This is a genomic window from Labrys sedimenti (genome assembly GCF_034424805.1).
GTDB classification, from domain to species: Bacteria; Pseudomonadota; Alphaproteobacteria; order Rhizobiales; family Labraceae; genus Labrys; species Labrys sedimenti.
Genome location: NZ_JAXOUF010000021.1, coordinates 15,292 through 35,013, shown reverse-complemented (window position 1 = coordinate 35,013; position 19,722 = coordinate 15,292). Strand labels below are relative to the sequence as shown.

The 19,722-nt window shown below is 64.1% G+C and carries 18 protein-coding genes; 13 read left to right on the top strand and 5 right to left on the bottom strand.

From position 1 onward, the window contains the following. Positions 1 to 467: 467 nt before the first annotated feature. The 4 genes from U1R88_RS30360 to U1R88_RS30345 all read right to left on the bottom strand — a co-directional run bounded on the left by U1R88_RS30360 (position 468) and on the right by U1R88_RS30345 (position 3,878). Entirely contained in the window at positions 468 to 974 is a 507-nt protein-coding gene (locus U1R88_RS30360; RefSeq protein ID WP_322434653.1) for an invasion associated locus B family protein, read from the bottom strand. An 88-nt stretch (positions 975 to 1,062) separates the two neighbouring features. After that, positions 1,063 to 1,650, bottom strand: coding sequence for an acyl carrier protein phosphodiesterase (locus U1R88_RS30355; RefSeq protein ID WP_322434652.1), 588 nt, complete (start codon positions 1,648 to 1,650; stop codon positions 1,063 to 1,065). 195 nt (positions 1,651 to 1,845) lie between these two features. After that, positions 1,846 to 2,934 (bottom strand): alcohol dehydrogenase catalytic domain-containing protein, encoded by a 1,089-nt coding sequence (locus tag U1R88_RS30350; protein ID WP_068295811.1) that lies wholly within the window; start codon positions 2,932 to 2,934, stop codon positions 1,846 to 1,848. A gap of 62 nt (positions 2,935 to 2,996) precedes the next feature. Then, a complete protein-coding gene (locus tag U1R88_RS30345; protein WP_322434651.1) occupies positions 2,997 to 3,878 on the bottom strand; it encodes an AraC family transcriptional regulator in 882 nt (293 codons plus the stop codon). A gap of 446 nt (positions 3,879 to 4,324) precedes the next feature. Here U1R88_RS30345 and U1R88_RS30340 point away from each other — a divergent pair, with 446 nt between their 5' ends. The 13 genes from U1R88_RS30340 (at position 4,325) to U1R88_RS30280 (ending at position 18,400) form a co-directional block, all read left to right on the top strand. Then, positions 4,325 to 4,759: a c-type cytochrome gene (locus U1R88_RS30340; protein WP_322434650.1), complete on the top strand. Its 435-nt coding sequence runs from the start codon at positions 4,325 to 4,327 to the stop codon at positions 4,757 to 4,759. A gap of 341 nt (positions 4,760 to 5,100) precedes the next feature. After that, positions 5,101 to 6,027, top strand: coding sequence for a c-type cytochrome (locus tag U1R88_RS30335; protein ID WP_322434649.1), 927 nt, complete (start codon positions 5,101 to 5,103; stop codon positions 6,025 to 6,027). A gap of 224 nt (positions 6,028 to 6,251) precedes the next feature. Continuing rightward, entirely contained in the window at positions 6,252 to 7,856 is a 1,605-nt protein-coding gene (locus U1R88_RS30330) for a caspase family protein (protein WP_162275238.1), read from the top strand. Positions 7,857 to 7,864: 8 nt separating this feature from the next. Further along, entirely contained in the window at positions 7,865 to 9,358 is a 1,494-nt protein-coding gene (locus tag U1R88_RS30325) for a DUF4384 domain-containing protein (RefSeq protein WP_322434648.1), read from the top strand. A 10-nt stretch (positions 9,359 to 9,368) separates the two neighbouring features. Next, positions 9,369 to 9,560, top strand: a complete 192-nt coding sequence (locus tag U1R88_RS30320; protein ID WP_322434646.1) for a hypothetical protein — start codon at positions 9,369 to 9,371, stop codon at positions 9,558 to 9,560. A gap of 10 nt (positions 9,561 to 9,570) precedes the next feature. Further along, complete coding sequence (locus tag U1R88_RS30315) at positions 9,571 to 12,270, top strand: DUF4384 domain-containing protein (RefSeq protein ID WP_322434645.1); 2,700 nt, start codon at positions 9,571 to 9,573, stop codon at positions 12,268 to 12,270. An 11-nt stretch (positions 12,271 to 12,281) separates the two neighbouring features. Beyond that, on the top strand, positions 12,282 to 13,184 hold the full coding sequence (locus U1R88_RS30310) for an OmpA family protein (protein ID WP_322434643.1): 903 nt from the start codon (positions 12,282 to 12,284) through the stop codon (positions 13,182 to 13,184). Positions 13,185 to 13,364: 180 nt separating this feature from the next. Continuing rightward, positions 13,365 to 14,321 (top strand): ABC transporter substrate-binding protein, encoded by a 957-nt coding sequence (locus U1R88_RS30305; protein ID WP_322434642.1) that lies wholly within the window; start codon positions 13,365 to 13,367, stop codon positions 14,319 to 14,321. Between the two features lie 263 nt (positions 14,322 to 14,584). Beyond that, complete coding sequence (locus U1R88_RS30300) at positions 14,585 to 15,256, top strand: amino acid ABC transporter permease (RefSeq protein ID WP_322434640.1); 672 nt, start codon at positions 14,585 to 14,587, stop codon at positions 15,254 to 15,256. Beyond that, a complete protein-coding gene (locus U1R88_RS30295) occupies positions 15,256 to 15,927 on the top strand; it encodes an amino acid ABC transporter permease (protein WP_322434638.1) in 672 nt (223 codons plus the stop codon). Before U1R88_RS30300 ends, U1R88_RS30295 begins: the two co-directional genes overlap by 1 nt. Position 15,928: 1 nt before the next feature. After that, on the top strand, positions 15,929 to 16,663 hold the full coding sequence (locus U1R88_RS30290; RefSeq protein ID WP_068294570.1) for an amino acid ABC transporter ATP-binding protein: 735 nt from the start codon (positions 15,929 to 15,931) through the stop codon (positions 16,661 to 16,663). Between the two features lie 8 nt (positions 16,664 to 16,671). Further along, positions 16,672 to 17,589 (top strand): isoaspartyl peptidase/L-asparaginase, encoded by a 918-nt coding sequence (locus tag U1R88_RS30285; RefSeq protein ID WP_322434637.1) that lies wholly within the window; start codon positions 16,672 to 16,674, stop codon positions 17,587 to 17,589. Positions 17,590 to 17,608: 19 nt separating this feature from the next. Next, a complete protein-coding gene (locus U1R88_RS30280) occupies positions 17,609 to 18,400 on the top strand; it encodes a transporter substrate-binding domain-containing protein (RefSeq protein ID WP_322434636.1) in 792 nt (263 codons plus the stop codon). A gap of 328 nt (positions 18,401 to 18,728) precedes the next feature. Here U1R88_RS30280 and U1R88_RS30275 read toward each other — a convergent pair whose 3' ends face one another. Next, on the bottom strand, positions 18,729 to 19,718 hold the full coding sequence (locus tag U1R88_RS30275) for a LacI family DNA-binding transcriptional regulator (protein ID WP_322434635.1): 990 nt from the start codon (positions 19,716 to 19,718) through the stop codon (positions 18,729 to 18,731). Positions 19,719 to 19,722: the final 4 nt, after the last annotated feature.

The following is a 19,722-nucleotide window of genomic DNA, read 5'->3' as shown; positions in this document are numbered from 1 at the left end:
TCCAACTCGTGAAGAAGTGCGGCGGGACGAAGTCTCCCGGTTCTGAAACGAAAAGGAAAGCCAGGAGGAGGTCATGAAATCACTCAAACGCAACTGGAGACACTTACAGGCCCCCAGACTATCGTGCGGATAGTGAATCTTTCCTTACGGGACCTCCCGTGGCCGTTAACGATGATCGGATTGTCTTTGGAGGCCGGCGAAAGCCTGGCAGGCTCGACTCTTGTCATTGCCGGGCCTTGTCCCGGCAATCCAGGGGCTTGCGAGAGTCGACGGGGTATCTGGATGCCCGGGATGAAGCCCCGGGCATGACAAAATCAGAGCCTTTCCTATCAGACCTTGCGCCGAGACCGCGCCAAACGGGAGCCTTTAGAGAAAAATGCGATTTCTCCGAATCGTATTTTTCTCTAACTCTTTGTTTCGACGTGTTTTCTCAATCGAAAAGTCTATCAACTCTTCTGGAGAACGCTTCAGGGACAGGCCTGGCGCAGGCGGGCCATCGCCTTGGTCACGCCGTCGAGCGAAAAGACGTAGTGGGTCTTGTTGCCCCGGCCAGAGACCGCGTCGACGGTCATGGTGCGCTCCTGCTTCAGCGCGGTGAGGAATTCCATCTCCCGCGTACCCGTCCGCCGCAGCCAGGCGCCATTGCCGGACGAGATCATGTGGAAGGGCTGGGGCCCCACATTGACCACGATGTCGGCATTGCCGGCAAGGCCATAGCCGGTCTGCAGGCTTGCCTCGCTGCGGGCCTCCGTTTGCTTGGCGGCACGAATGAAGAAGGAAACATCGCCGTGATTGAGCGATGTAGGCTCCTTGCTGATCGGACTCGAATAGATGAAACAGTGGTTCCCAGAGTTATCGGTATAGGACCATGTGCTCCATTTGCCGAATACACCTAAAGATTTTGGTGATGACGCAAGTACACCCGTGGTCGAAAGAGCGAAAATGACCAGTGCGAAAATCGATAGTTGAGTCATGTTTGCATGAATTCCTCGTTTCTTGCCCCCGCACGACAATTTTTGGGCACAGGCGTTAACGAGGAGCTAAGGTATCATTACAATTAGATTACTTTTGAACGTCGCCATTCATGGCTGTCTCGGCCATGGAGAGGAGATCGGGGAAGAAGGCGTCGAAATCGTCGAGAAATCCCTGTTGCTGGCGTTCCAGCGCGGCTTGGAGCCCGACGAATTCCACCGGCCGGCGCAGGCGCTTGCCGAGTTCGCTCATGGCGGTGCTGACGCCTGCCATGGTCTCATAGTCTCCGAGCCATTGCGTGAGGGAGTCGATGCGCCTGTAGGCCTTGTCCGGCAAATCCTCGCGCAGCGCGGGCAGGGATGCCCTGATCTCGGCCAGGAAGAGTGGCAGCGGCTGTTCGTGATAGCGCTCCCAGCGCTGGATCAGGCAATGGTCGTAGACGACGTCCACGATCACGCCGGAAAAACGCCGGAAGGTCGGCCAGAGGCGTTGTCGGCTGCGTTGCGTGAGGGGGTGGGCATCAGTGAAGGCATCGATGCGCCGATGCAGCGCAATGCCGTCGCGATAGCGGCCGTCGAACTGTTCGAGTTGCGGCAATCTCAGCAGGTCGGGCAGGAGATTGCCGACCCGGAACGCCGCATCGGGCGGCGAGAGCAGGAGATGGGCGAGATAGTTCATGCGGATCCGGGGGCGAGACAGGTGCCCGTGTCGGCAAGATATGAGGGCCGGCGCGCTGGGACGCAAGAAGCACCGGCCCTCGGGCAGGGTTCGTCCCTCTGCTTGGGAGAGAAGACGGGGGACGATCCCTGCCGATGCCTTGACCCGCCGGGCGGAAGGGGGATGCCGCCGAGCTGGACGTGTCGTTGGCAGAGCCTAGCGGCGGTATCCGGGAGTCAGCAGCACCTTGATCGAGTCGGTGGAGTTGGCGAGCTTGAGGGCCTCGTCCCAGTCGGCCAGGTCATATTGATGGGTGACGATGCCCTTCGAGGTCACCAGCCCGCGCGTCAGCAGGTCGATGGCGATCGGGTAGCAATAGGGGCCGAGATGGGCGCCGCGGATGTCGAGCTCCTTGCGGTCGCCGATGATCGACCAGTCCGCCGAGGTTTCCTTGCCGAACACCGAGAATTCCACGAAGCGCCCGAGCTTGCGGATGATCTGCAGGCCCTGGGTGACGCCCGAGGGATGGCCGGTGGTCTCGATATAGACGTCGCAGCCATAGCCGTCGGTGAGGGAGCGCACGACCTCGTCGACATCCTGCGTCTTGGGGTTGATGGTGACGTCGGCGCCGAAGCCGCGGGCGAGTTCCAGCCGGTCTTCCATCAGGTCGACCACCACCAGCTTTTTGGGCGTCTTCAGCCGGGCGACCTGTGTCATCAGCAGGCCGAGCGGGCCAGCGCCGGCGATCACCACCACATCGGCAAGCTGGATGTCGCCGCGCTGCACCGTGTGGATGGCGCAGGACAAGGGCTCGATCACCGCGGCATCGGCCAGCGGCATCTCCGCCGGGATCTTGTGCACGCGTGCTGTGGACGGGAACTTCATATATTCGCTCATGCCGCCATCGGCGACCTCGCGCTGGAAGCCGAAGATGTTGTGCACCTCGCACATCCAGTAGCTGCCCGAGCGGCAATAGCGGCAGCGGTCGCAGGGCACGATCTGCTCGGCGATCACCATGTCGCCGGCCTTCACGCCGAAATGCTCGGCGGCTCCCGCGCCCAATTCCTCGACATAGCCGAAGAATTCATGGCCAGGGATGACGGGCGGTTTCACATAGGGGTTCTTGCCGCCCCAGAACATGGCGGCGCCCGACCAGCATTTGCAGTCGCTGGCGCAGATGCCGCAGGCGCCGATCTTCACGACCAGCTCGTTCTGGCCGGCCACCGGACGGCTGACGTCCTCGACGCGATAGTCCTCGGGGCCGTGGCAGACGATGGCCGTCATTCTCGAATTGCTGGCAGGCATGGCGTTCCTCTGGGCTGGGGTATCGATTGTTCGTTGTTGCGGTCTGCTCGACGAAATCGCCGTCACGCCGCGAAAGTGGCGGTGCGGTTTTCGTTGAACAGGGCGCGGAAGCGGCTCGGCGACATGCCTTTCTGCAGGGCGAAGTGCCGGTTGAAATTCGACAGGTTGTTGAAGCCGATCCGGAAGCAGATGTCGGTCACCGGGCTCTTCTCGCTCATCAGCAGCTGGCAGGCCAGGTTGATGCGCATGCGGTTGACATAGTGCACGAAAGTCATGCCGGTATGACGCTTGAAGGCGCGCGAGAAGCCGCCCGGCGTCATGCCGGCGATGGCGGCAATCGCGCTTTCGCTCATATTGCCCTCGAGATGTTCGCCGACATAGGCGAGTGCCCGGTTCATGCCGCCGGACATATAGGCCGAGGGGTCGGGCAGATAGCCCGCGCTGGTGAGATTCTTGCGGCCCCTGTCGGCGGTGAGCAGGCCGAGCAGCTGCACGAACAGGGCGATGCGCTCGGCACCATGGGCGCTGAGGAGCGCCGTCTGGATCTTGCGGGCGGTTTCGCCGGTCTCCGGCCGGAACAGGAGGCCGCGCCGGCTTTCGTCCAGCAGGGTGGCGACCGGCTCGAGCTCCGGGAATACGCCGATGCAGGATTCGATGAAGGTCTGGGTGAATTGCAGCACGATGCAGCGGCGCGGGATGGTGGTGCCCTCGGGAACGTCGCTGATCCAGTTGTGCGGCAGGTTGGGGCCCGTCATCACCAGGTTGCCGGGCACGAAGTCGCCGATGAAGTCGCCGACGAAATAGTGCCCGTTCGTATCGGTGATCAGGTGAATCTCGTATTCGGGATGAAAATGCCAGCGAACCGTGCGGAAGGGATAGCCATGCGCCCAGACGATGAAGGATTCGCCGCTATGGATCTGCACCAGTTCGAGCTGTGGCTCCATCCCTTTCGCCTCCCATATCCAAGAGCAAAGCGCGTTCATGGCTGAACGCTTGTTTGCTCCGCCTCTTTGGTTCGACGCGTCTTTGCGATTCCAGGCGCGCCCGTCCAATCGCAAAACGCTATAGGCCGCCGGAGCTTGGCATCTTTTTGTCGAGGTTTGCCCGGTGTCGGGAAGCCTACTGCAAGGCGGCGGTGCCAGCTACCAGCCATCGATGTGAAGACCGATACTTTTTTGATCGATAGTCCCAGCCAATTGTCGGGCGCCAACAGGGCCTGTCCCGCTACGGGCTTCCATCTTCCGGCATGACGCGGCGATGACATCCGCGAAGGTCAAGCGCAAAATCCGCCGTATGATTTGAAATAATTCAAAGCTACCCACTTGCGATTGAAACAAAAAAAAGGTGCTATTCGCCACCGCGTCGTTTTGCCCATGTGAGGGAGAACTGTATGAAACGTTTCGTTATTGCCGCCGCTCTGGTTGCCGTCGGCGCCGCCTCGGCTTTCGCTGGCCCGATCGAGGATCGCCAGGCCTTGATGAAGACCATGGCCAAGAACACCAAGGAACTGGCGGCGGTCGCCAAGGGCGAGACGCCGTTCGACGCGGCTAAGGTCAAGGCGTTGCTGCAGGTCTACATCGACGACTCGGCCAAGCTGCCCACGCTGTTCCCCGACGACAGCAAGACCGGCGGCACCGATCCGACCACCGCCGCGCCGAAGATCTGGGAAGACCAGGCCGGCTTCAAGACTGCAGCCACCAAGCTCGGCACCGATGCAACCGCTGCTCTCGCCGCCGCCGATCAGGCCAGCTTCGCCAAGGCTTTCGGCACGGTCGCTTCCAACTGCAATGCCTGCCACGGCACTTACCGCATCAAGAAGAACTGAGGTTCGAGCAGACCTGCCGGGATGCTTCACTCAAAATTGATCTCAAGCTGACATTGCCGGGCTCGTCCCGGTAATGTCGTTTTCAACGCGTCCCTGCGGTGCCAGGCGGTTTCGCCACATCGCACCAGGCCTCGATGACCCGGGGACATCCAGGGCGTTTTGTAATTTGAACCGGTGATTCAAATTGCAAAACGCCCTGGTAACGGGACGGCCGGGTCAAAAGACGATAAGGGCCGGGGATCCAGCAGCGCGTGCGGACCGGGAATAAAACCGGGGCGGCGGCTGTCGGGCGAGACAGGCCTGGACAATGGCGTTCAAGCCGGAAAAGGGGGCTTTCCCGGATGTCACTCAAGCGAATACTCGGCGGGTTGGTGGTGCTTGGCCTGATCGGGTTGGGCGTGTTCTGGTTCGTGACGCAACCCTCGCCCTTGCCAGCCTCCGTTCTCACGGCCGATTACAAGCCGAATATCGCCAATGGCGAGACCATCTTCAATGTCGGCGGCTGCGTCTCCTGCCACAAGTCCCCCGGCCAGGAAGAGCGGCTCAAGCTCGGCGGCGGCCTGGCTCTGGGCTCGCCCTTCGGTACCTTCTATGCCCCCAACATTTCCCCCGACGCCAAGCAAGGCATTGGCGCCTGGAGCGAGCTGGAATTCGTCAACGCCCTGCAGCGCGGCGTCGGGCGCGAGGGCGAGCACCTTTATCCGGCTCTTCCCTTCACCTCCTATGCCAAGCTGAAGCTGGAGGATGTCCGCGATCTCTATGCCTATATGAAGACGCTGCCGGCGGTCGATACCGTCGACAAGCCGCATGCGATCGGCTTTCCCTTCAATATCCGCCGGCTGCTCGGCGGCTGGAAGTTCCTGTTCTTCGACGACAAGCCCTTCAAGCCCGATCCGTCCAAGAGCGCCGAGTGGAATCGTGGCGCCTATCTGGTGCTCGGTCCGGGGCACTGTTCCGAATGTCACAGCCCGCGCAACGCCTTTGGCGGTATTGAAGCAGATAAACGCTTCTCGGGCGGGCCCGATCCGGAAGGCAAGGGCTGGGTGCCCAACATCACCCCCCATGCCGACGGCATCGGCAGCTGGACCGAGGCACAGATCGCGAGTTTCCTGAAGGATGGCTTCACGCCTGACTACGATTCGGCCGGTGGCAGCATGGCGGAGGTGATCCAGAATACGGGCCATCTCAGCGACGACGACCGCAAGGCGATCGCGGCCTTCCTGGTGACGCTGCCGGCGATCCCGGGCAAGGCGCCGAAGAAGCCCTAGGACACAATTCCGAAGAGCTGCACGGCTTTTTGGACAGGGTTATGCGTTGAAACAAAGGCCTGGAGCGTGGTCCGATCAATTGACAGGACCACGCCCCGGGCAGGTTTTCCGGGGCGGGGCGCTCCTGTCCCGGAGGAATCACGCAAAGCGCGTCAAAACAAGGAGCGAGAGCCAAGCGGCGTTTTCTCACAAGCGCGCTTTGCTGCAGGTAGGGACGATACGTGGTGCGAGCGCCGAGAATTCTGACGTCGATCAGGGCCGTTCTGACCGGGGTGGGGCTGGTTCTCGCTTCACCGGTGCTGGCTGCCGATTCCTATGCGCTGGTGGTGGGTATCGACGCCTATGATGCGCCGATCAACTCGCTGCACGGCGCCGTCAACGACGCCAAGGACATTGCCCAGGCCCTGACCAAGGCCGGCGTCAAGAAGCTGACCCTGATCACCGACAAGCAGGCGACCAAGCCCAATATCCTCGCCGCCTGGAAGGAGCTGATGGATCAGGCCCAGCCCGGCGACACCTTCTACTTCACCTATGCCGGCCATGGTTCGCGCGAGCCCGGCAAGCCGAACGATCCCGATTCGCCGGACGGCTTGAACAACATCCTGGTGATGACGGACTTCGCCCCCAAGCTGCCGGGCGCCCTCAACCGCATCGTCGACAAGGAAATGGCCGTGCTGCTCAAGCAGGCAGCGGCTAGGCAGGTCTATCCTATCGTCGTCATCGATGCCTGCAACTCCGGCACGATGTATCGCTCGGTCACCTTGGGCTTGACCTACCGGGCGACGCCTCAGGCCAAGATCTCGCGCGAGGAATTGCTGGAATTCGCCCCGCCTGTGCCCGACGTCTCGACCAAGATCGCCGCCAACGATCCTTTCACCTTCCTGGCGGGGGTTGCCGACGACAAGCTGGTGCCGGAGGTGGCGATCGATGGCCAGCCGCGCGGCGCCCTGTCCTATGCCTTTTCGCGTGCGCTGGAGGGCAAGGCGGACGCCGATCATGATGGCGTGACCACCGAGAAGGAGCTCGTCGCCTTCGTGCGCGCCTTCGTGCTGCAGGCGACGCAGAGCCAGCAGGTCTCGCAGTCCTTCCCCGATATCAGCCGCGACATTCCCGTCTTCCGCTCCGTTGCGGCCGGCCCGGCCGGGAGCCAGGACGATATCGTCAAGGCGATCGCCGTTGCCGAACAGGTCGCGGCCAATACCCAGCTCAAGCTTGCCGTGCGCAATGGCAACCTCGCCGAAGCGCCCCCCGGCGCGGCCCTGGTGAGCGACGAGGCCGGGGCCGATCTCGTCTATGACGCGGCCGCCGGCACCGTTGAAAAGCGCGTGGCCGGCGTCGTGGCCGAAGGCGTGCAGCCCTCCGGTCTCGGCGGCATCGTCGCCAAATGGCGGGCGATCGCCTTCCTGCAGGCCATGGCCGGCGGCTCGATCCAGCCTTTCGAAGTGGCGGGCGGCTCGCGTACCTTCAATCGCGGCGAAAAGCTGACCGTGGGCCTCGCCGCCTCCAGCCACCGTTTCATGACGCTGTTCAACCTGCCTCCCAACGGCAAGGTCGAATTCCTCTATCCGACCTCCCAGGCCGAGCGCGACGAGGATTGGAGCGGCAAGCCCTTCACCCTGCCGCTGCAGGTGCGCGATCCGCCTTTCGGTGCCGAGCACCTGGTCGCCATCCTGTCCGACCAGCCGCTGGACCAACTGCACACCGCCCTGCAGAAATTGTCGAGCCCGCAGGCCGCCCAGGACCTGCCCGATACGCTGAAGAACGCCCTGAGCGGCCAGTCGGTCACGGTCGGCATCGCCAATGTCTTCACCAGCGCGGGGACGCCATGATGCGCTTCATGCGGCACCTCCGGATCGCTGCGGGCCAGATCACCGTGTGCCAGATCATCGTATGCTTGGCGGCCCTGGTGACCACCGGTCCGGCCCTGGCCGACAAGGCCCTTGTCGTCGGCATCGATACCTATCGGGAAAGCAAGCTTTCGGCCGAGCTCGGAGGCGGGGCTCGCGCCGATGCCCTGCGCATGCAGGCCCTGCTGACGGGTACGCTCGGCTACGGCCAGGGCGACATCCAGCTCCTCGTCGACGATCAGGCCACCACGGCGGCCATTCGCACCGGTCTGCAGGACTGGCTCGGCCGCAGCAAGCCGGGCGAAAGGGTGTTCTTCTATTTCGCCGGCCAGGGCCAGTCTGCCAAGACCGGCGCTGGGCGTGAGGACATCCTTCTGCCGTTCGATGCCACCACCAAGCCCGGCGGTTTCGGCAATGCGCTGAGCCGCAACGAGATCGACCGGCAACTCGGCAGGCTTGCCGGCCGACGGATCACGGAAGTGATCGATTCCAGCCATGCCGGCACGGTGACGCGGGCGATCAGCGTCGAAGCCAGCGGCGGCGGCAATCCGGCGGCCCGCTCGCCGCAACTCGACGGCTCCACCCGCTCGATCGTGGTCGAGCCCACGCTCGGCGAGGATCCGGTAGCGGCGCCCGAACCGGCGGGGGCGGATTTCGTCAAGTGGCAGGCGGTCTCTCCCGCTCAGACGGCCCTGGTCGACGAGGAAGCCGCGCCCGCCTATCGCGGCGTCTTCACCACTGCCTTCGCCGATGGCATCGAGAAGGGGCTGGCCGACGCCAATGGCAATGGCACCGTCTCGAACCAGGAACTGCTCGATTATGTCAGGGCGCAGTCATCGGCCTATTGCGGACGTCATCGCGACCGTTGCGAGATGGGCCTGACGCCGATGCTGTCGGGGGAGGGGGCCGCCCTCAAGGTCGCTGCCGACAAGACAGGCAGCGGCGAGGCGCTCAACCAGGGCAAGCCGACGGCGGACAAGATCCTCGATCTGCTGGGTGCCAAGCTGTCGGACAGTGTTACCGTCGAGCAGTTTCCACCTTCGCCCGTGCGTTTGGGCACCAAGGACATGCGCTTCAAGGTGACCTCGTCGCAGGACGGCTTCCTGATCCTGCTGTCGGTCTCCGACGAGGGCGAGGTGGTGCAGCTCTTCCCCAATGCGATCGCCGCCGCCCACGGCAAGGATGGCCGCATCCGTGCCGGCAGCCCAATCATGGTGCCGGATGCCAGCTACGGCGTGCGTTTCGATGCGACCTCTGTGACAAAAGGTACAGTCCTGGCGCTGGTTGCGATCGATCCTCTAAAGCTGTCGAAGGGCTTCGTCACGCGCAAGATCGATGTGATCCCGCAGGATGAGGTCAATGAGCAGGTCCTGCCCGAACTTGCCGACAGCCTTGCCAGGCCCGCCAATGCGGACAGTGTCAAGGCCAATGCCAAGGCGGTTGGACGCTCCGTCGCGACCATGCGCTATGAAATCGTGCCGTGAGGAGCTCGCCGTGACCTGCAGCCAGAACGACTTTACCGCCGGTCCGATGGTAGCGATCATGCCGCCGAAACCGTCGAAAGGCCTCATCGCCGGCAGTGTCCTGCCCGGGCCGGCCCTTGCCGGGCAGGTGGCAGGCGCCGAGGCCAACAAGCAATTCGGAGGGCGCGGCTTCGCCGCTCCCTTCCGCCAAATCGTCCCGTGAGGAGACCGTCATGTTTTACCGCAATCCCTTGCGCATCGCCGGCCTGATGGTCGCGGGCGCCCTGCTGACGGTGGGGCTGGCGGCCTCGACCTCGCAGGCATTTGCCCAGACCAGCACCCAGAACAGCGCCGCTCCTGCGGCCGCCGAGGCGCCGGCAACCGCCAAGCCGGCCGCTCCGGCACAGGCCGAGGCTCCTGCCCCTGCGCCGGCCGTAGCCGCACCCGAGGCGCCCAAGCCCACGCCGGCACCTGCCGCACCGGTGGTGGAATCCGAGCCCGAGCCGGCCGCTGCCCCTGCCGCGACCCCGGCTCCCGCTCCGGCAGCATCTCCCGCTCCTGCACCTGCCGCACCGGCTCCCGCGCCTGCTGCCGCACCAGCTCCAGAGCCGGCGCCTGCCCCGGCACCGACACCGGCGGCGGCTCCCGCCCCGGCGGCACCTGTGCCTGCACCCGCACCGGCCGCAGCTGCGGGCGTTCCCGCCGACATCAAGGTGCCGAGCGATCCGGTGGCCAAGGCCGCCTTCGACGTCCTGGACAAGCATTGCTCGCGCTGCCACCAGAACGGCATGCTCAACCGCGAGAAGCCGGCCAAGAATTTCGGCAATATCCTGCATCTGGACGAGATCGCTGCGGATCCGCACCTCGTTCAGGCCGGCAATCCCGAGGGCTCCAAGCTGTTCCAGCAGGTGCTCAACAAGGAGATGCCGTATGACGTGAACTACGAGTTCGACACCACGAAACCGGAAGTCACGACGGTGGATATCGAGGCCTTGCGCACCTGGATCAAGGCCACCGGCGACCAGGAGGCGGCCGCCTGCACCGGGCGCAAATTCGTCACGTCCGAAGACATCGTCGCCGCGATCTCGGCCGACCTGCAGAAGCAGGACGATCACCGCGTGCGCGGCATGCGCTATTTCACGCTGACCAATCTCTACAATGCCTGCGCCAGCGACGAGGCGATGAACGTCTATCGCCAGGGCCTGGTCAAGCTGATCAACGGCCTCGGCCGCCGCTCCGACGTGGTGAAGCTCGCCACCGTCGACGAAGCCAAGACCATCGTGGGAATCAATCTCGAGGACCTCGGCTGGCAGGAGAGCGACTGGAATACGGTGCTTGCCAACTATCCCTACGCCGCCAAGCCGGATGTGCGGGCCTACGACTTCATCGCCCAGCAGACCAACACCGAGCTGCCTTATGTGCGCGGCGACTGGTTCGCCTTCACCGCGTCCCAGCCCCCGCTCTATGATACGCTGCTGCAGCTGCCCAACGACTTCCCCGGCCTGACCGACAAGCTCGGCGTGCCGATGGCCGACAACATCAACAAGTTCATCGCCCAGCGCGCCGGCTTCCAGAAATCGGGCGTGTCGCAGAACAACCGCCTGATCGAGCGTCATCCGATCAGCACCGGCTATTTCTGGACCTCCTATGACTTCGCCGGTTCGAAGGGCAAGCAGAGCCTGTTCCTGCATCCGCTGGGGCCGGAGCAGGACGGTATCGCCAACGGCTTCCATCATGACGGCGGCGAGAGCATCTTCTCCCTGCCCAACGGCTTCCAGGGCTATTACCTCAATAAGTCCAACGGCGAGCGCCTCGACAAGGGGCCGACGCAGATCGTGCGCGATCCCTCGCGGCGCGACCTTTCGGTCACCAATGGCATTTCCTGCATGGGCTGCCACGACCAGGGCATGCGCAAGGCCAAGGACGAGGTGCGCAAGGCGGTGACCGCCGACCGTTCCTTCTCCAAGGATATCCGCGATACCGTCGCCTCGCTCTATCCCGACAATGCCAAGATGGATGCGATCATCGAGGACGACTTCCAGCGCTTCAACTCCGCGATGAAGCGGGCTGGCCTCGACCCGACGCTGAAGCTGGCCGGCGTCGAGATGACCAACGCTTTGTTCAAGCGCTATGAGGACGACCTCTCGCTGCGCCGCGCGGCAGCCGAATACGGCTATCCGCCGGAGGAATTCAAGCAGCGCTTCATCGACGCCGGCCCCGAAGCCATCGCCCTGATGCGCCGGCTGGAGCAGGGTATCGTGCCGCGCGACCAGTTCGAGCAGCTCTTCCTGAAATTCGTGGAAGGCGCCACCGAGGATCGCGTACTCGATACCTCCAAGCTCGAGGGCGCTCAGGCCGTGGCGCCGCCGATCGACAAGCCGGCATCCGGCGGTTCCTTCGATCTGCAGCTGACCTCGGACAAGAGCGCCTATAATATCGGCGACAAGGCGGTGCTGCAGGTGATCTCCACCCGTGACTGCAACCTCTTCGTGGTGAATGTCGACAAGATGGGCACCGGCACCATCATCTTCCCCAACAAGTTCCAGACCGAGAATGCGGTCCGGGCGGGAGAGCGGGTGGTGCTCGGCGGTTCCGGCTCTAAATTCGCCTTCAAGCTGCGCGATCCCGGCCAGGAAAAGGTGGTGGCGGTCTGCCGCGTGGGCAATGCGACGCGCAGCATCGCCGGCACGACGGTCGATCCGGTGGCCAACAGCTTTGCCTCGATCCCCAATTTCGAGCAGGGCCTGACCCGCCAGATTATCGTTGAAGCCAATGAGGACCGTCAGCAAGCCTCCGGCCTCGACAATGACAGCCGCAAGCAGGCCCAGTTCGCCAAGATCGCACAGGCGACGGGCAACAAGGTGGCTCCCGGCGCTCCCGACGCCGCCAAGCAGTCGGTCGCGTCCACCGCCATCGTGATCCCGGTGCGTTGAGGGAGGTGAGGATGGGCGTCTCCTTCATCCTGAAGCTCAGCGCCGCCACGGCCATCGGCCTGGCGGCGGTAAGCGCGGCCCTGGCCGATTGCGCCAGCCTGGATGCGCAGGTGAAGGCAGCGATCGGGGCCGGCAAGGCGGATGCCCTGCCGGCGCTGGCGGATGCTATCGCCAAGGATACGACCTGCGACAGCGCCTATGTCGCCAAGGCACGCCGCTCGATCGCCCTTGCCGTCCTGCTCGGCGGCGAACAGGCGAGCGGGGGCTACAGTCCGCAGGCCGTCGCCAGCGCGGCGGCGATCGCCCGGCCCTGGCAGGTGGCGATGGCGCTGGGTGACGTCAAATATGACGGCAAGGACTATCCGGCCGCTGTGGAGGCCTATGAGGCAGCCATCAACGACATCCGCAATGTCAAGGACGTGCCCAAGGCGCCACCGCGCGAGATCGAGGAATATCTGGCCAAGCGTGCCTATCAGGCCAAATCGCTGGCGCCCAGCTATATCTCCTCGCGCGGCGTACGGGGCCAGGCCGAAGGCGTGATGGTGCCGACCTTCCGCAATTTCACCGCGGTGTCCGTGCCGGTGCCGATCCGCTTCAACACCAATGAGGCGGTGCTGACGCCGGATGGCGACAAGGCCGTGGACGACCTCTTCAATTTCCTCAAGACGCAGAGCGCCGGCTCGGTGATCCTGACCGGCCACACCGACGAGCGCGGCGATCCCCAATACAATATGGGCCTGTCGCGGGCTCGAGCCCAGACCGTGGCCGAGGCCCTGCGCCATCGCGGCCTGACCCTGGTGATCCGGGTGGAGGGGCGCGGTGCCCGCGATCCCTTCGCGGCCGACGACCGCTCCAAATACAGCCGCGACGACCTCTATTCCTTCGATCGCCGGGTGGAATACCAGGTGAAGTGACGGTGGGCGGGGCCTCCACGGCCCCGCAGCCGGCGCTGGCGGCTCGGTCTTGCATTTGTCCGATTATTTCGCTGTCCAGCCCGCAGGTTCACTTGACTTTGGACCGGTGCTCCCGGACCTTTTGCCTCCCTGACGGTTCAGAGGCCGCAGGAGGAGGAAGGGTTTCCAGAGGAGAGCCATATGAAGTTTTCACGTCGCATTGCAGGCGCCGCGCTGACGGGGGCCGCCATGGCCCTGGCGCTGGGGCTTGCCGGCCCGGCATCGGCCCAGAGCCTGAAGAAGGTCGGCATTTCGGTCGGTTCGCTCGGCAATCCCTTCTTCGTCGCCACGATCAAGGGCATCACCGACAAGGCCAAGGCCATCAATCCCAACGCCGAAGTCACGTCGGTCTCCTCCGATTACGACCTCAACAAGCAGTTCACCCAGATCGACAATTTCATCGCCGCCGGCGTGAACGTCATCATGCTCAATGCCGTCGATCCGCAGGCGATCCTGCCGGCCGTGAAGAAGGCCCAGGCTGCCGGCATCGTGGTGGCGGCCTTCGACGTCGCCGCGGCTGGCGCCGATGTCACCGTGATGACCGACAACGTCAAGGCGGGCTCCGAAGCCTGCCAGTACATCGTCGACCAGCTCAAGGGCAAAGGCAGCGTCCTGATCGTCAACGGGCCGCAGGTCTCTTCGGTGACCGATCGCGTCAAGGGCTGCAAGGAGGTGTTCGCCAAGAGTCCAGACATCAAGGTTCTTTCCGACGACCAGGACGCCAAGGGCTCGCGTGACGGTGGCCTCGCGGTGGCACAGAGCCTGCTCACCCGCTTCCAGAAGGTCGATGCCGTCTTCGCGATCAACGATCCGACTGCCATCGGCGTCGAACTCGCCGCCAAGCAGCTCAACCGCAGCGAATTCTTCATCACCAGCGTCGACGGTGCGCCGGATATCGAGGTCCAGCTCAAGAGCGGCACCTCGATGATCAAGGCGTCTGCGTCGCAGGATCCCTACGCCATGGCCGGCAAGTCTCTGGAACTGGCGGCCGGGATTATCGATGGCAAGAAGCCGGATCCGAACGTCATCCTGCTCGATCCCGTGCTGATCACCAGCGAGAACCTGGCGAACTACAAGGGCTGGGAAGCCGCCCGCTGAAGCTACCCGGGAGTGCGGGCGTCCCCGCCCGCCTCTTTCTTTCCCTAGGCAGGCAAGGCTTGTCCAGAAGACGCGTTCCAGGCGCGCGGGCATCTTGCCCGTGCATCTGGCGGGATTGGGAGTGTCAACCGGAGGCTGACACTCCGCACATCCTGCGCTCCTTCATGCAAACGCGACCGTCGTGCTGGATAACCCTCGCCCGCTTGACTTGGCCTGGTTCGTAACTCAGAGTGAAACCGGTTTCACTTAGCAAAGAAGCGGGCATGCGCTTCGATCTCGCCATCCTGACGCCCTATGTCGGCTTCCTCGCCCAAGGGGCGCTGCTGACATTGGAGGCCTGTGTCCTCGCCCTGGCCGGCAGCCTCGTCTGCGGGGCGCTGGTGGCGGTCGCGCGCACGTCGGCCTCGCCGTGGTTGCGGCGGATCGCCTTCGTCTATGTCGATCTCTTCCGCAACATCCCCTTCATCGTGCAGCTCTTCTTCTTCTATTATGGGCTGCCCGAGATCGGCATCTATCTCAACGCCTTCGCTACCGGGGTGATCGCGCTCTCCATCGCCGGTGGCGCCTTCGCCTCCGACGTCATCCGCTCGGGGATTCTCGCCATCGACACCGGTATTCTGGAGGCGGCGGAAGTGAGCGGCCTGTCGAAGCGTACCATCTTCACCCGCATCGTCATGCCGATTGCCCTGCGCACCTCGATCCGGCCGCTCGGCTCGGTGTTCGTCAATTTGATCCTGACCTCCTCGATCCTCTCGGTCATCACGCTGAACGAGCTGACCGGCACGGCAAAGATCGTGGCCTCCAACACCTTCCGTCCCTTCGAGGTCTACGCGGTGCTGCTCGTCCTCTATGCCGCCATGACCTACCTCATCTCGCTCGTGATCGGCCTCATCCATCGCCGTCTCAACCGCGACATGATGGAGGCGGTCCGCTGATGCGCTACACCGAGTTCACGCCCTATGATCTGGTGCTGCTGGCGCAGGGGCTCGGCGTCTCCCTCGGCCTGTTCGTCGGCACCACGCTGGCCGGGCTCGCGCTCGGCGCCTTGCTGGCGGGATTGCGCTTCTACCGTATTCCGGGGCTGAATCCTGTGCTGACGGCGGTGACCGAGTTGCTGAAGAACTCGCCCGTGCTGGTGCAGCTCTTCCTGGTCTTCTTCGGCCTGCCGGCCTTCCTGAAGATCAATGTCACGCCCGTCACGGCGGCGTCGATCACCCTGACCGGCAACACCGCTGCTTTCGTCTATGTGATCGCCACCGCCGCCATCGACGCCGTGGGGCGCGATCAGCTCGAGGCCGCCAGGGTGTTCGGCCTCACCCGTTGGCAAGTGCTCAAGCATGTCGTCGCGCCCCAGGCCACGGCCTTCGCCATCGGTCCGCTGACCGGGCTGCTGGTCAACCAGCTCCAGGTCACTTCGCTGATCTCGGTGATCGGCGTGATGGACCTGACCAAGGTCGGCAACATCCTCAACCTGCGTACCCTCAAGCCCTTCGTGGTCTGGACCGTGGTCGGCCTCTTCTACTACGCGGCGGCCAAGACCTTGGCTCTGCTGGGCGCGCGCTACGAGGCAAGGCTGAGGGCCCATAGCGCCTGGAGGGGTATCTGACGTGCTGAAAGTCGAGAAAGTCTGCAAGGATTTCGGCTCGCACCGCGTGCTCGACGGCGTGGACCTCGCCATCGAACCCGGGCAGGTCGTCTCCGTGCTCGGTTCGTCCGGCTCGGGCAAGTCCACCCTGATCCGCTGCATCAACGGGCTGGAGAAGCTCGACGCCGGCCGCATCACCATCGACGAGTTCGACGTGTCCAAGCCGCGGGACCTCACCGAGGCGCGCAAGCGCTCGGCGACGGTGTTCCAGCTCTTCAACCTCTATCCGCATCTGACCGTGCTGCAGAACATCACCCTGGCTCCGCTGGAAGTGCTGCGCCAGGCTCGGGCCGAGGCCGAGCATCGCGCCATCGTCCTGCTGGAGCAGGTCGGCATGGGAGACAAGGCGGCCTCCTATCCGGCCCAGCTTTCCGGCGGCCAGCGCCAGCGCGTCGGCATCTGCCGGGCGCTCGCCATGAACCCGCGCTATCTCTTGCTCGATGAGGTGACGAGCGCCCTCGATCCGGAAATGACCGCGGAGGTCCTGGCCATCCTGGCCAAGCTCGCCCGTACCGGCACCACCATGCTGTTCGTCACCCATGAAGTGGAATTCGCCCGTCGCATCTCGGACCGCATCGTCTTCCTCGAACATGGAAGGCTGCTGGTCGATTTGCCGACCGATGCCTTCTTCGCCCCCGAGGTCGGGCGCGACCATCCGCGCATCGCGCAATTCCTTTCGAAAATGCGGAAAGATTAGGCTCCATCATGCTGCTCCTTGCCAATGCCGAAGCCTGGCCTGGATTCCCGCTCGCGGTCGAGATGCTGCGGGCCGGTGCCGATAGCCTCGATGCCATGGTTGCCGGCATCGGCCGGGTCGAGGCGGAACCGCGCGTGCGCAGCGTCGGCTATGGCGGCTGGCCCAACATGCTGGGCGTAATGGAATGCGATGCCGCCGTGATGAACGGCACCACGAGGGAGGTGGGGGCTGTCGGCGCCGTACCCGATACCATCCCGGTCGCTGCCTTGGCCCAGGCCGTGATGCAACGCCTGCCCCATGTCATGCTGACGGGAGCGGGCGCCCGGCGCTTTGCGAGTGAAATCGGTTTCTCCGTCGATGAGGTGCTGATCGAGGATTCCAGGCGCGTCTGGCGCCAACGGCTCGAAACCGAACTCGAGCCTGAGCAGTTGGCGCGTTTTCCCGACATACCGCTTGCGCCTTTATCGCGCGCGATCACTGATCCGGAACGAGTGAGGGACACCACGGTCTTTCTCAGCGCCGATCCCCGGCGCGGCATCCATACGGCGACGTCCACCTCGGGCTGGGCCTGGAAATATCCGGGCCGCCTCGGCGACAGCCCCATTCCCGGCGCCGGCTTCTATGCCGACAGCCGCTATGGCGCCGCCGCCTGCACCCATACCGGCGAGATGACCATGCGCTGCGCCACCGCGCGCACCATCGTGCTCGCCCTCAAGCTTGGCCACTCGCTGCGCGAGGCCGTCGATCTCGCCGTGGAGGAACTCGCCGAGCTCCGCGAGGGCTTTCTCGGCGGCGTGGTCATCCATGCGGCCGATGCCGAGGGCCGTCATGAGGTGGTCAATTTCTGCTGCGAGGGCGAGATCCGCTACTGGCTGTGGGACGATACCATGGTCGAGCCAGAGCTCCGGCCGGCAAGAACGATCTGACAGAGGGGAGTGCACAATCATGAAGAAGATTCTGCCTGTATTGCTGGGTTTGGCGATCGCCGCCTGCGCCGCCTTGCCGGCGTTTGCCGGCAAGCTCGACGACATCCGCTCGCGTGGCAGCGTACGGATCGGCGTCTCGCTGGGCGGAGAACCGATCGGCTTCCGCGACGCCCAGAACAATCCGGTGGGCTACGACGTCGACGTCGCCAATCTTCTCGCCGAAAAGCTCGGCGTGCCGGTGGAATTTACCGACGTCTCCGGCGATGCTCGCATCTCGATGCTGGTCTCCGGACAGCTCGACATCGTGGTCGCCAACACCTCGGCCACGCTGGAACGGGCCAAGACGGTGAACTTCTCCATCCCCTACAACCGGGCGGGCCTGCGCATCCTGGTGCAGGCCGACGCCGGCATCGCCAAGCTGGAAGACCTCGGCGGCAAGTCGGTGGTGGTCGGGCGCGGCACGACCGGCGAGAGCTTCCTCAAGAAGGCGGTGCCGACCGCCAATCTCGTCTATGTCGACCAATTCGCGCCCGATGGTGTGCTGCAGCTCCAGCAAAAGCGCGTGGACGCGGCGATCGAGGATTCATCCCTGCTCGACTATCTCGCCACCAAGAACCCCTCTTTGGTCACGCTGCCGGGGCTCTATTCCAACGATCCCATTGGCATTGCGGTGGCCAAGGGCGATCCTGAATTCGTGCGCTGGCTCGACATGTTCGTCTCCGACTACATCCAGTCCGGCGCCTATGAGGCCAACTACAAGAAATGGTGGGGGGAGAAGGCCAATCCGCCCAAGCTGACCCCCCTGTGGTGAAGGGGAGGGGCGCATCTCCCTTCTCCCCTATAGCGTTTTTTGCGATTTGACGGAGTCACCAAGAATCGCAAAGACGCGTCGGAACGGAGAGTTAGAGAAAAGTGCGGTTCGGAGAAACTGCGCTTTGCTCTAGTGGGAGAAGGTGCCCGCAGGGCGGATGAAGGGTGTTGGCGAATACTTGGCAAGATCACGTGTCTCCCCTCATCCGTCATTGCTGCGCAATGCCACCCAAGGCACTTCCATGGGAAGTGCCAGGTCCCGCAAGGGGAGAAGGCAATAGCGCTTCCTTGTGCGTCGCTATCCCTGTCGAGGTGGCAAGAGCCCTATCTCACCCCGTCAGGCGCGGCACGTAGCGGGTCGGCACCAGTTCCGGCTCGAACGTGCCTCCGCCGGCCGGAGCCTCGTTGAGCAGGCCCAGCATGCGGGAGACATAGGCCGCCTTGTCGTAGCCGATCGAGGAGATCGGATAGGCCTCGAAATCGAGCAAAGAGAGATTGTCGAAGCCATAGAGGCGGAAGCGCGCCGGCCGGTTGCCCGGAAAATCCATCCGGTAGACGTCGAGGATGCCCATGGCCATGGCATCGGAGGTACAGAACACGGCGTCGGGCTGGCCGCCTTCGATCAGTCCCGGTGCCAGGGCGTGACCGGAACGATAGGAATAGTCGCCCTGCAAGGTTCGCAGCAACTGGATGTCGTGGACCTGGAAGGCCTGGCGATAAAGGCCGATGCGTGCCTGCTCAACCAGCGAACTCGCGCGGCCGGTCACCAGGCTGGCACGCCTCACACCCTTGGCAGCGGCGTCGGCAACCGCCTGACGGATGCCGACGGCCTCGTCCGGGATGATGGCGGGCGAGCGATGATCGTGGCGGCCGTTGAGCATGATCACCAGGTCGGAGCGGAACATGCGCCTCACCGTCGCGGCATCGGCGAAATCGGAGAACACCAGGGCGGCATCGACATGATAGGCCACGCCCTGGCGCAGGAATTCCTCGACCTTGTCGGTGGAGCCGACCCGCACCAGGATGACCTGTCGCCCGCCCGCCTGGATCTCGGCGAGCAGCAGGTCGAACAGATCGAGGTCGGAAAGGTCATGAATGTGGTTGACCAGGACGGCGACGAGATTGACGGTCTTGGTCGTCAGGCTCTGTGCCAGGAGGTTGACGCGGTAGCCGAGCTCGGCGGCCGCTGCCAGGACGCGGTCGCGCTTGTCGCCGGATACCGGTCGTTTGGAGGCGGAGAGCGCGCGCGAGGCGACGGCCCTGGAGACGCCGGCGAGGGCGGCCACGTCGCTGATGGTCGGTGCTGCCTTGCGCCTCATGCGG

What these genes read in the sequence shown, in the direction of transcription:
- U1R88_RS30360 (WP_322434653.1), bottom strand. Translation starts at nt 974, where the DNA reads ATGACTCAACTATCGATTTTCGCACTGGTCATTTTCGCTCTTTCGACC.
- U1R88_RS30355 (WP_322434652.1), bottom strand. Translation starts at nt 1,650, where the DNA reads ATGAACTATCTCGCCCATCTCCTGCTCTCGCCGCCCGATGCGGCGTTC.
- U1R88_RS30350 (WP_068295811.1), bottom strand. Translation starts at nt 2,934, where the DNA reads ATGCCTGCCAGCAATTCGAGAATGACGGCCATCGTCTGCCACGGCCCC.
- U1R88_RS30345 (WP_322434651.1), bottom strand. Translation starts at nt 3,878, where the DNA reads ATGGAGCCACAGCTCGAACTGGTGCAGATCCATAGCGGCGAATCCTTC.
- U1R88_RS30340 (WP_322434650.1), top strand. Translation starts at nt 4,325, where the DNA reads ATGAAACGTTTCGTTATTGCCGCCGCTCTGGTTGCCGTCGGCGCCGCC.
- U1R88_RS30335 (WP_322434649.1), top strand. Translation starts at nt 5,101, where the DNA reads ATGTCACTCAAGCGAATACTCGGCGGGTTGGTGGTGCTTGGCCTGATC.
- U1R88_RS30325 (WP_322434648.1), top strand. Translation starts at nt 7,865, where the DNA reads ATGCGGCACCTCCGGATCGCTGCGGGCCAGATCACCGTGTGCCAGATC.
- U1R88_RS30315 (WP_322434645.1), top strand. Translation starts at nt 9,571, where the DNA reads ATGTTTTACCGCAATCCCTTGCGCATCGCCGGCCTGATGGTCGCGGGC.
- U1R88_RS30310 (WP_322434643.1), top strand. Translation starts at nt 12,282, where the DNA reads ATGGGCGTCTCCTTCATCCTGAAGCTCAGCGCCGCCACGGCCATCGGC.
- U1R88_RS30305 (WP_322434642.1), top strand. Translation starts at nt 13,365, where the DNA reads ATGAAGTTTTCACGTCGCATTGCAGGCGCCGCGCTGACGGGGGCCGCC.
- U1R88_RS30300 (WP_322434640.1), top strand. Translation starts at nt 14,585, where the DNA reads ATGCGCTTCGATCTCGCCATCCTGACGCCCTATGTCGGCTTCCTCGCC.
- U1R88_RS30295 (WP_322434638.1), top strand. Translation starts at nt 15,256, where the DNA reads ATGCGCTACACCGAGTTCACGCCCTATGATCTGGTGCTGCTGGCGCAG.
- U1R88_RS30285 (WP_322434637.1), top strand. Translation starts at nt 16,672, where the DNA reads ATGCTGCTCCTTGCCAATGCCGAAGCCTGGCCTGGATTCCCGCTCGCG.
- U1R88_RS30280 (WP_322434636.1), top strand. Translation starts at nt 17,609, where the DNA reads ATGAAGAAGATTCTGCCTGTATTGCTGGGTTTGGCGATCGCCGCCTGC.
- U1R88_RS30275 (WP_322434635.1), bottom strand. Translation starts at nt 19,718, where the DNA reads ATGAGGCGCAAGGCAGCACCGACCATCAGCGACGTGGCCGCCCTCGCC.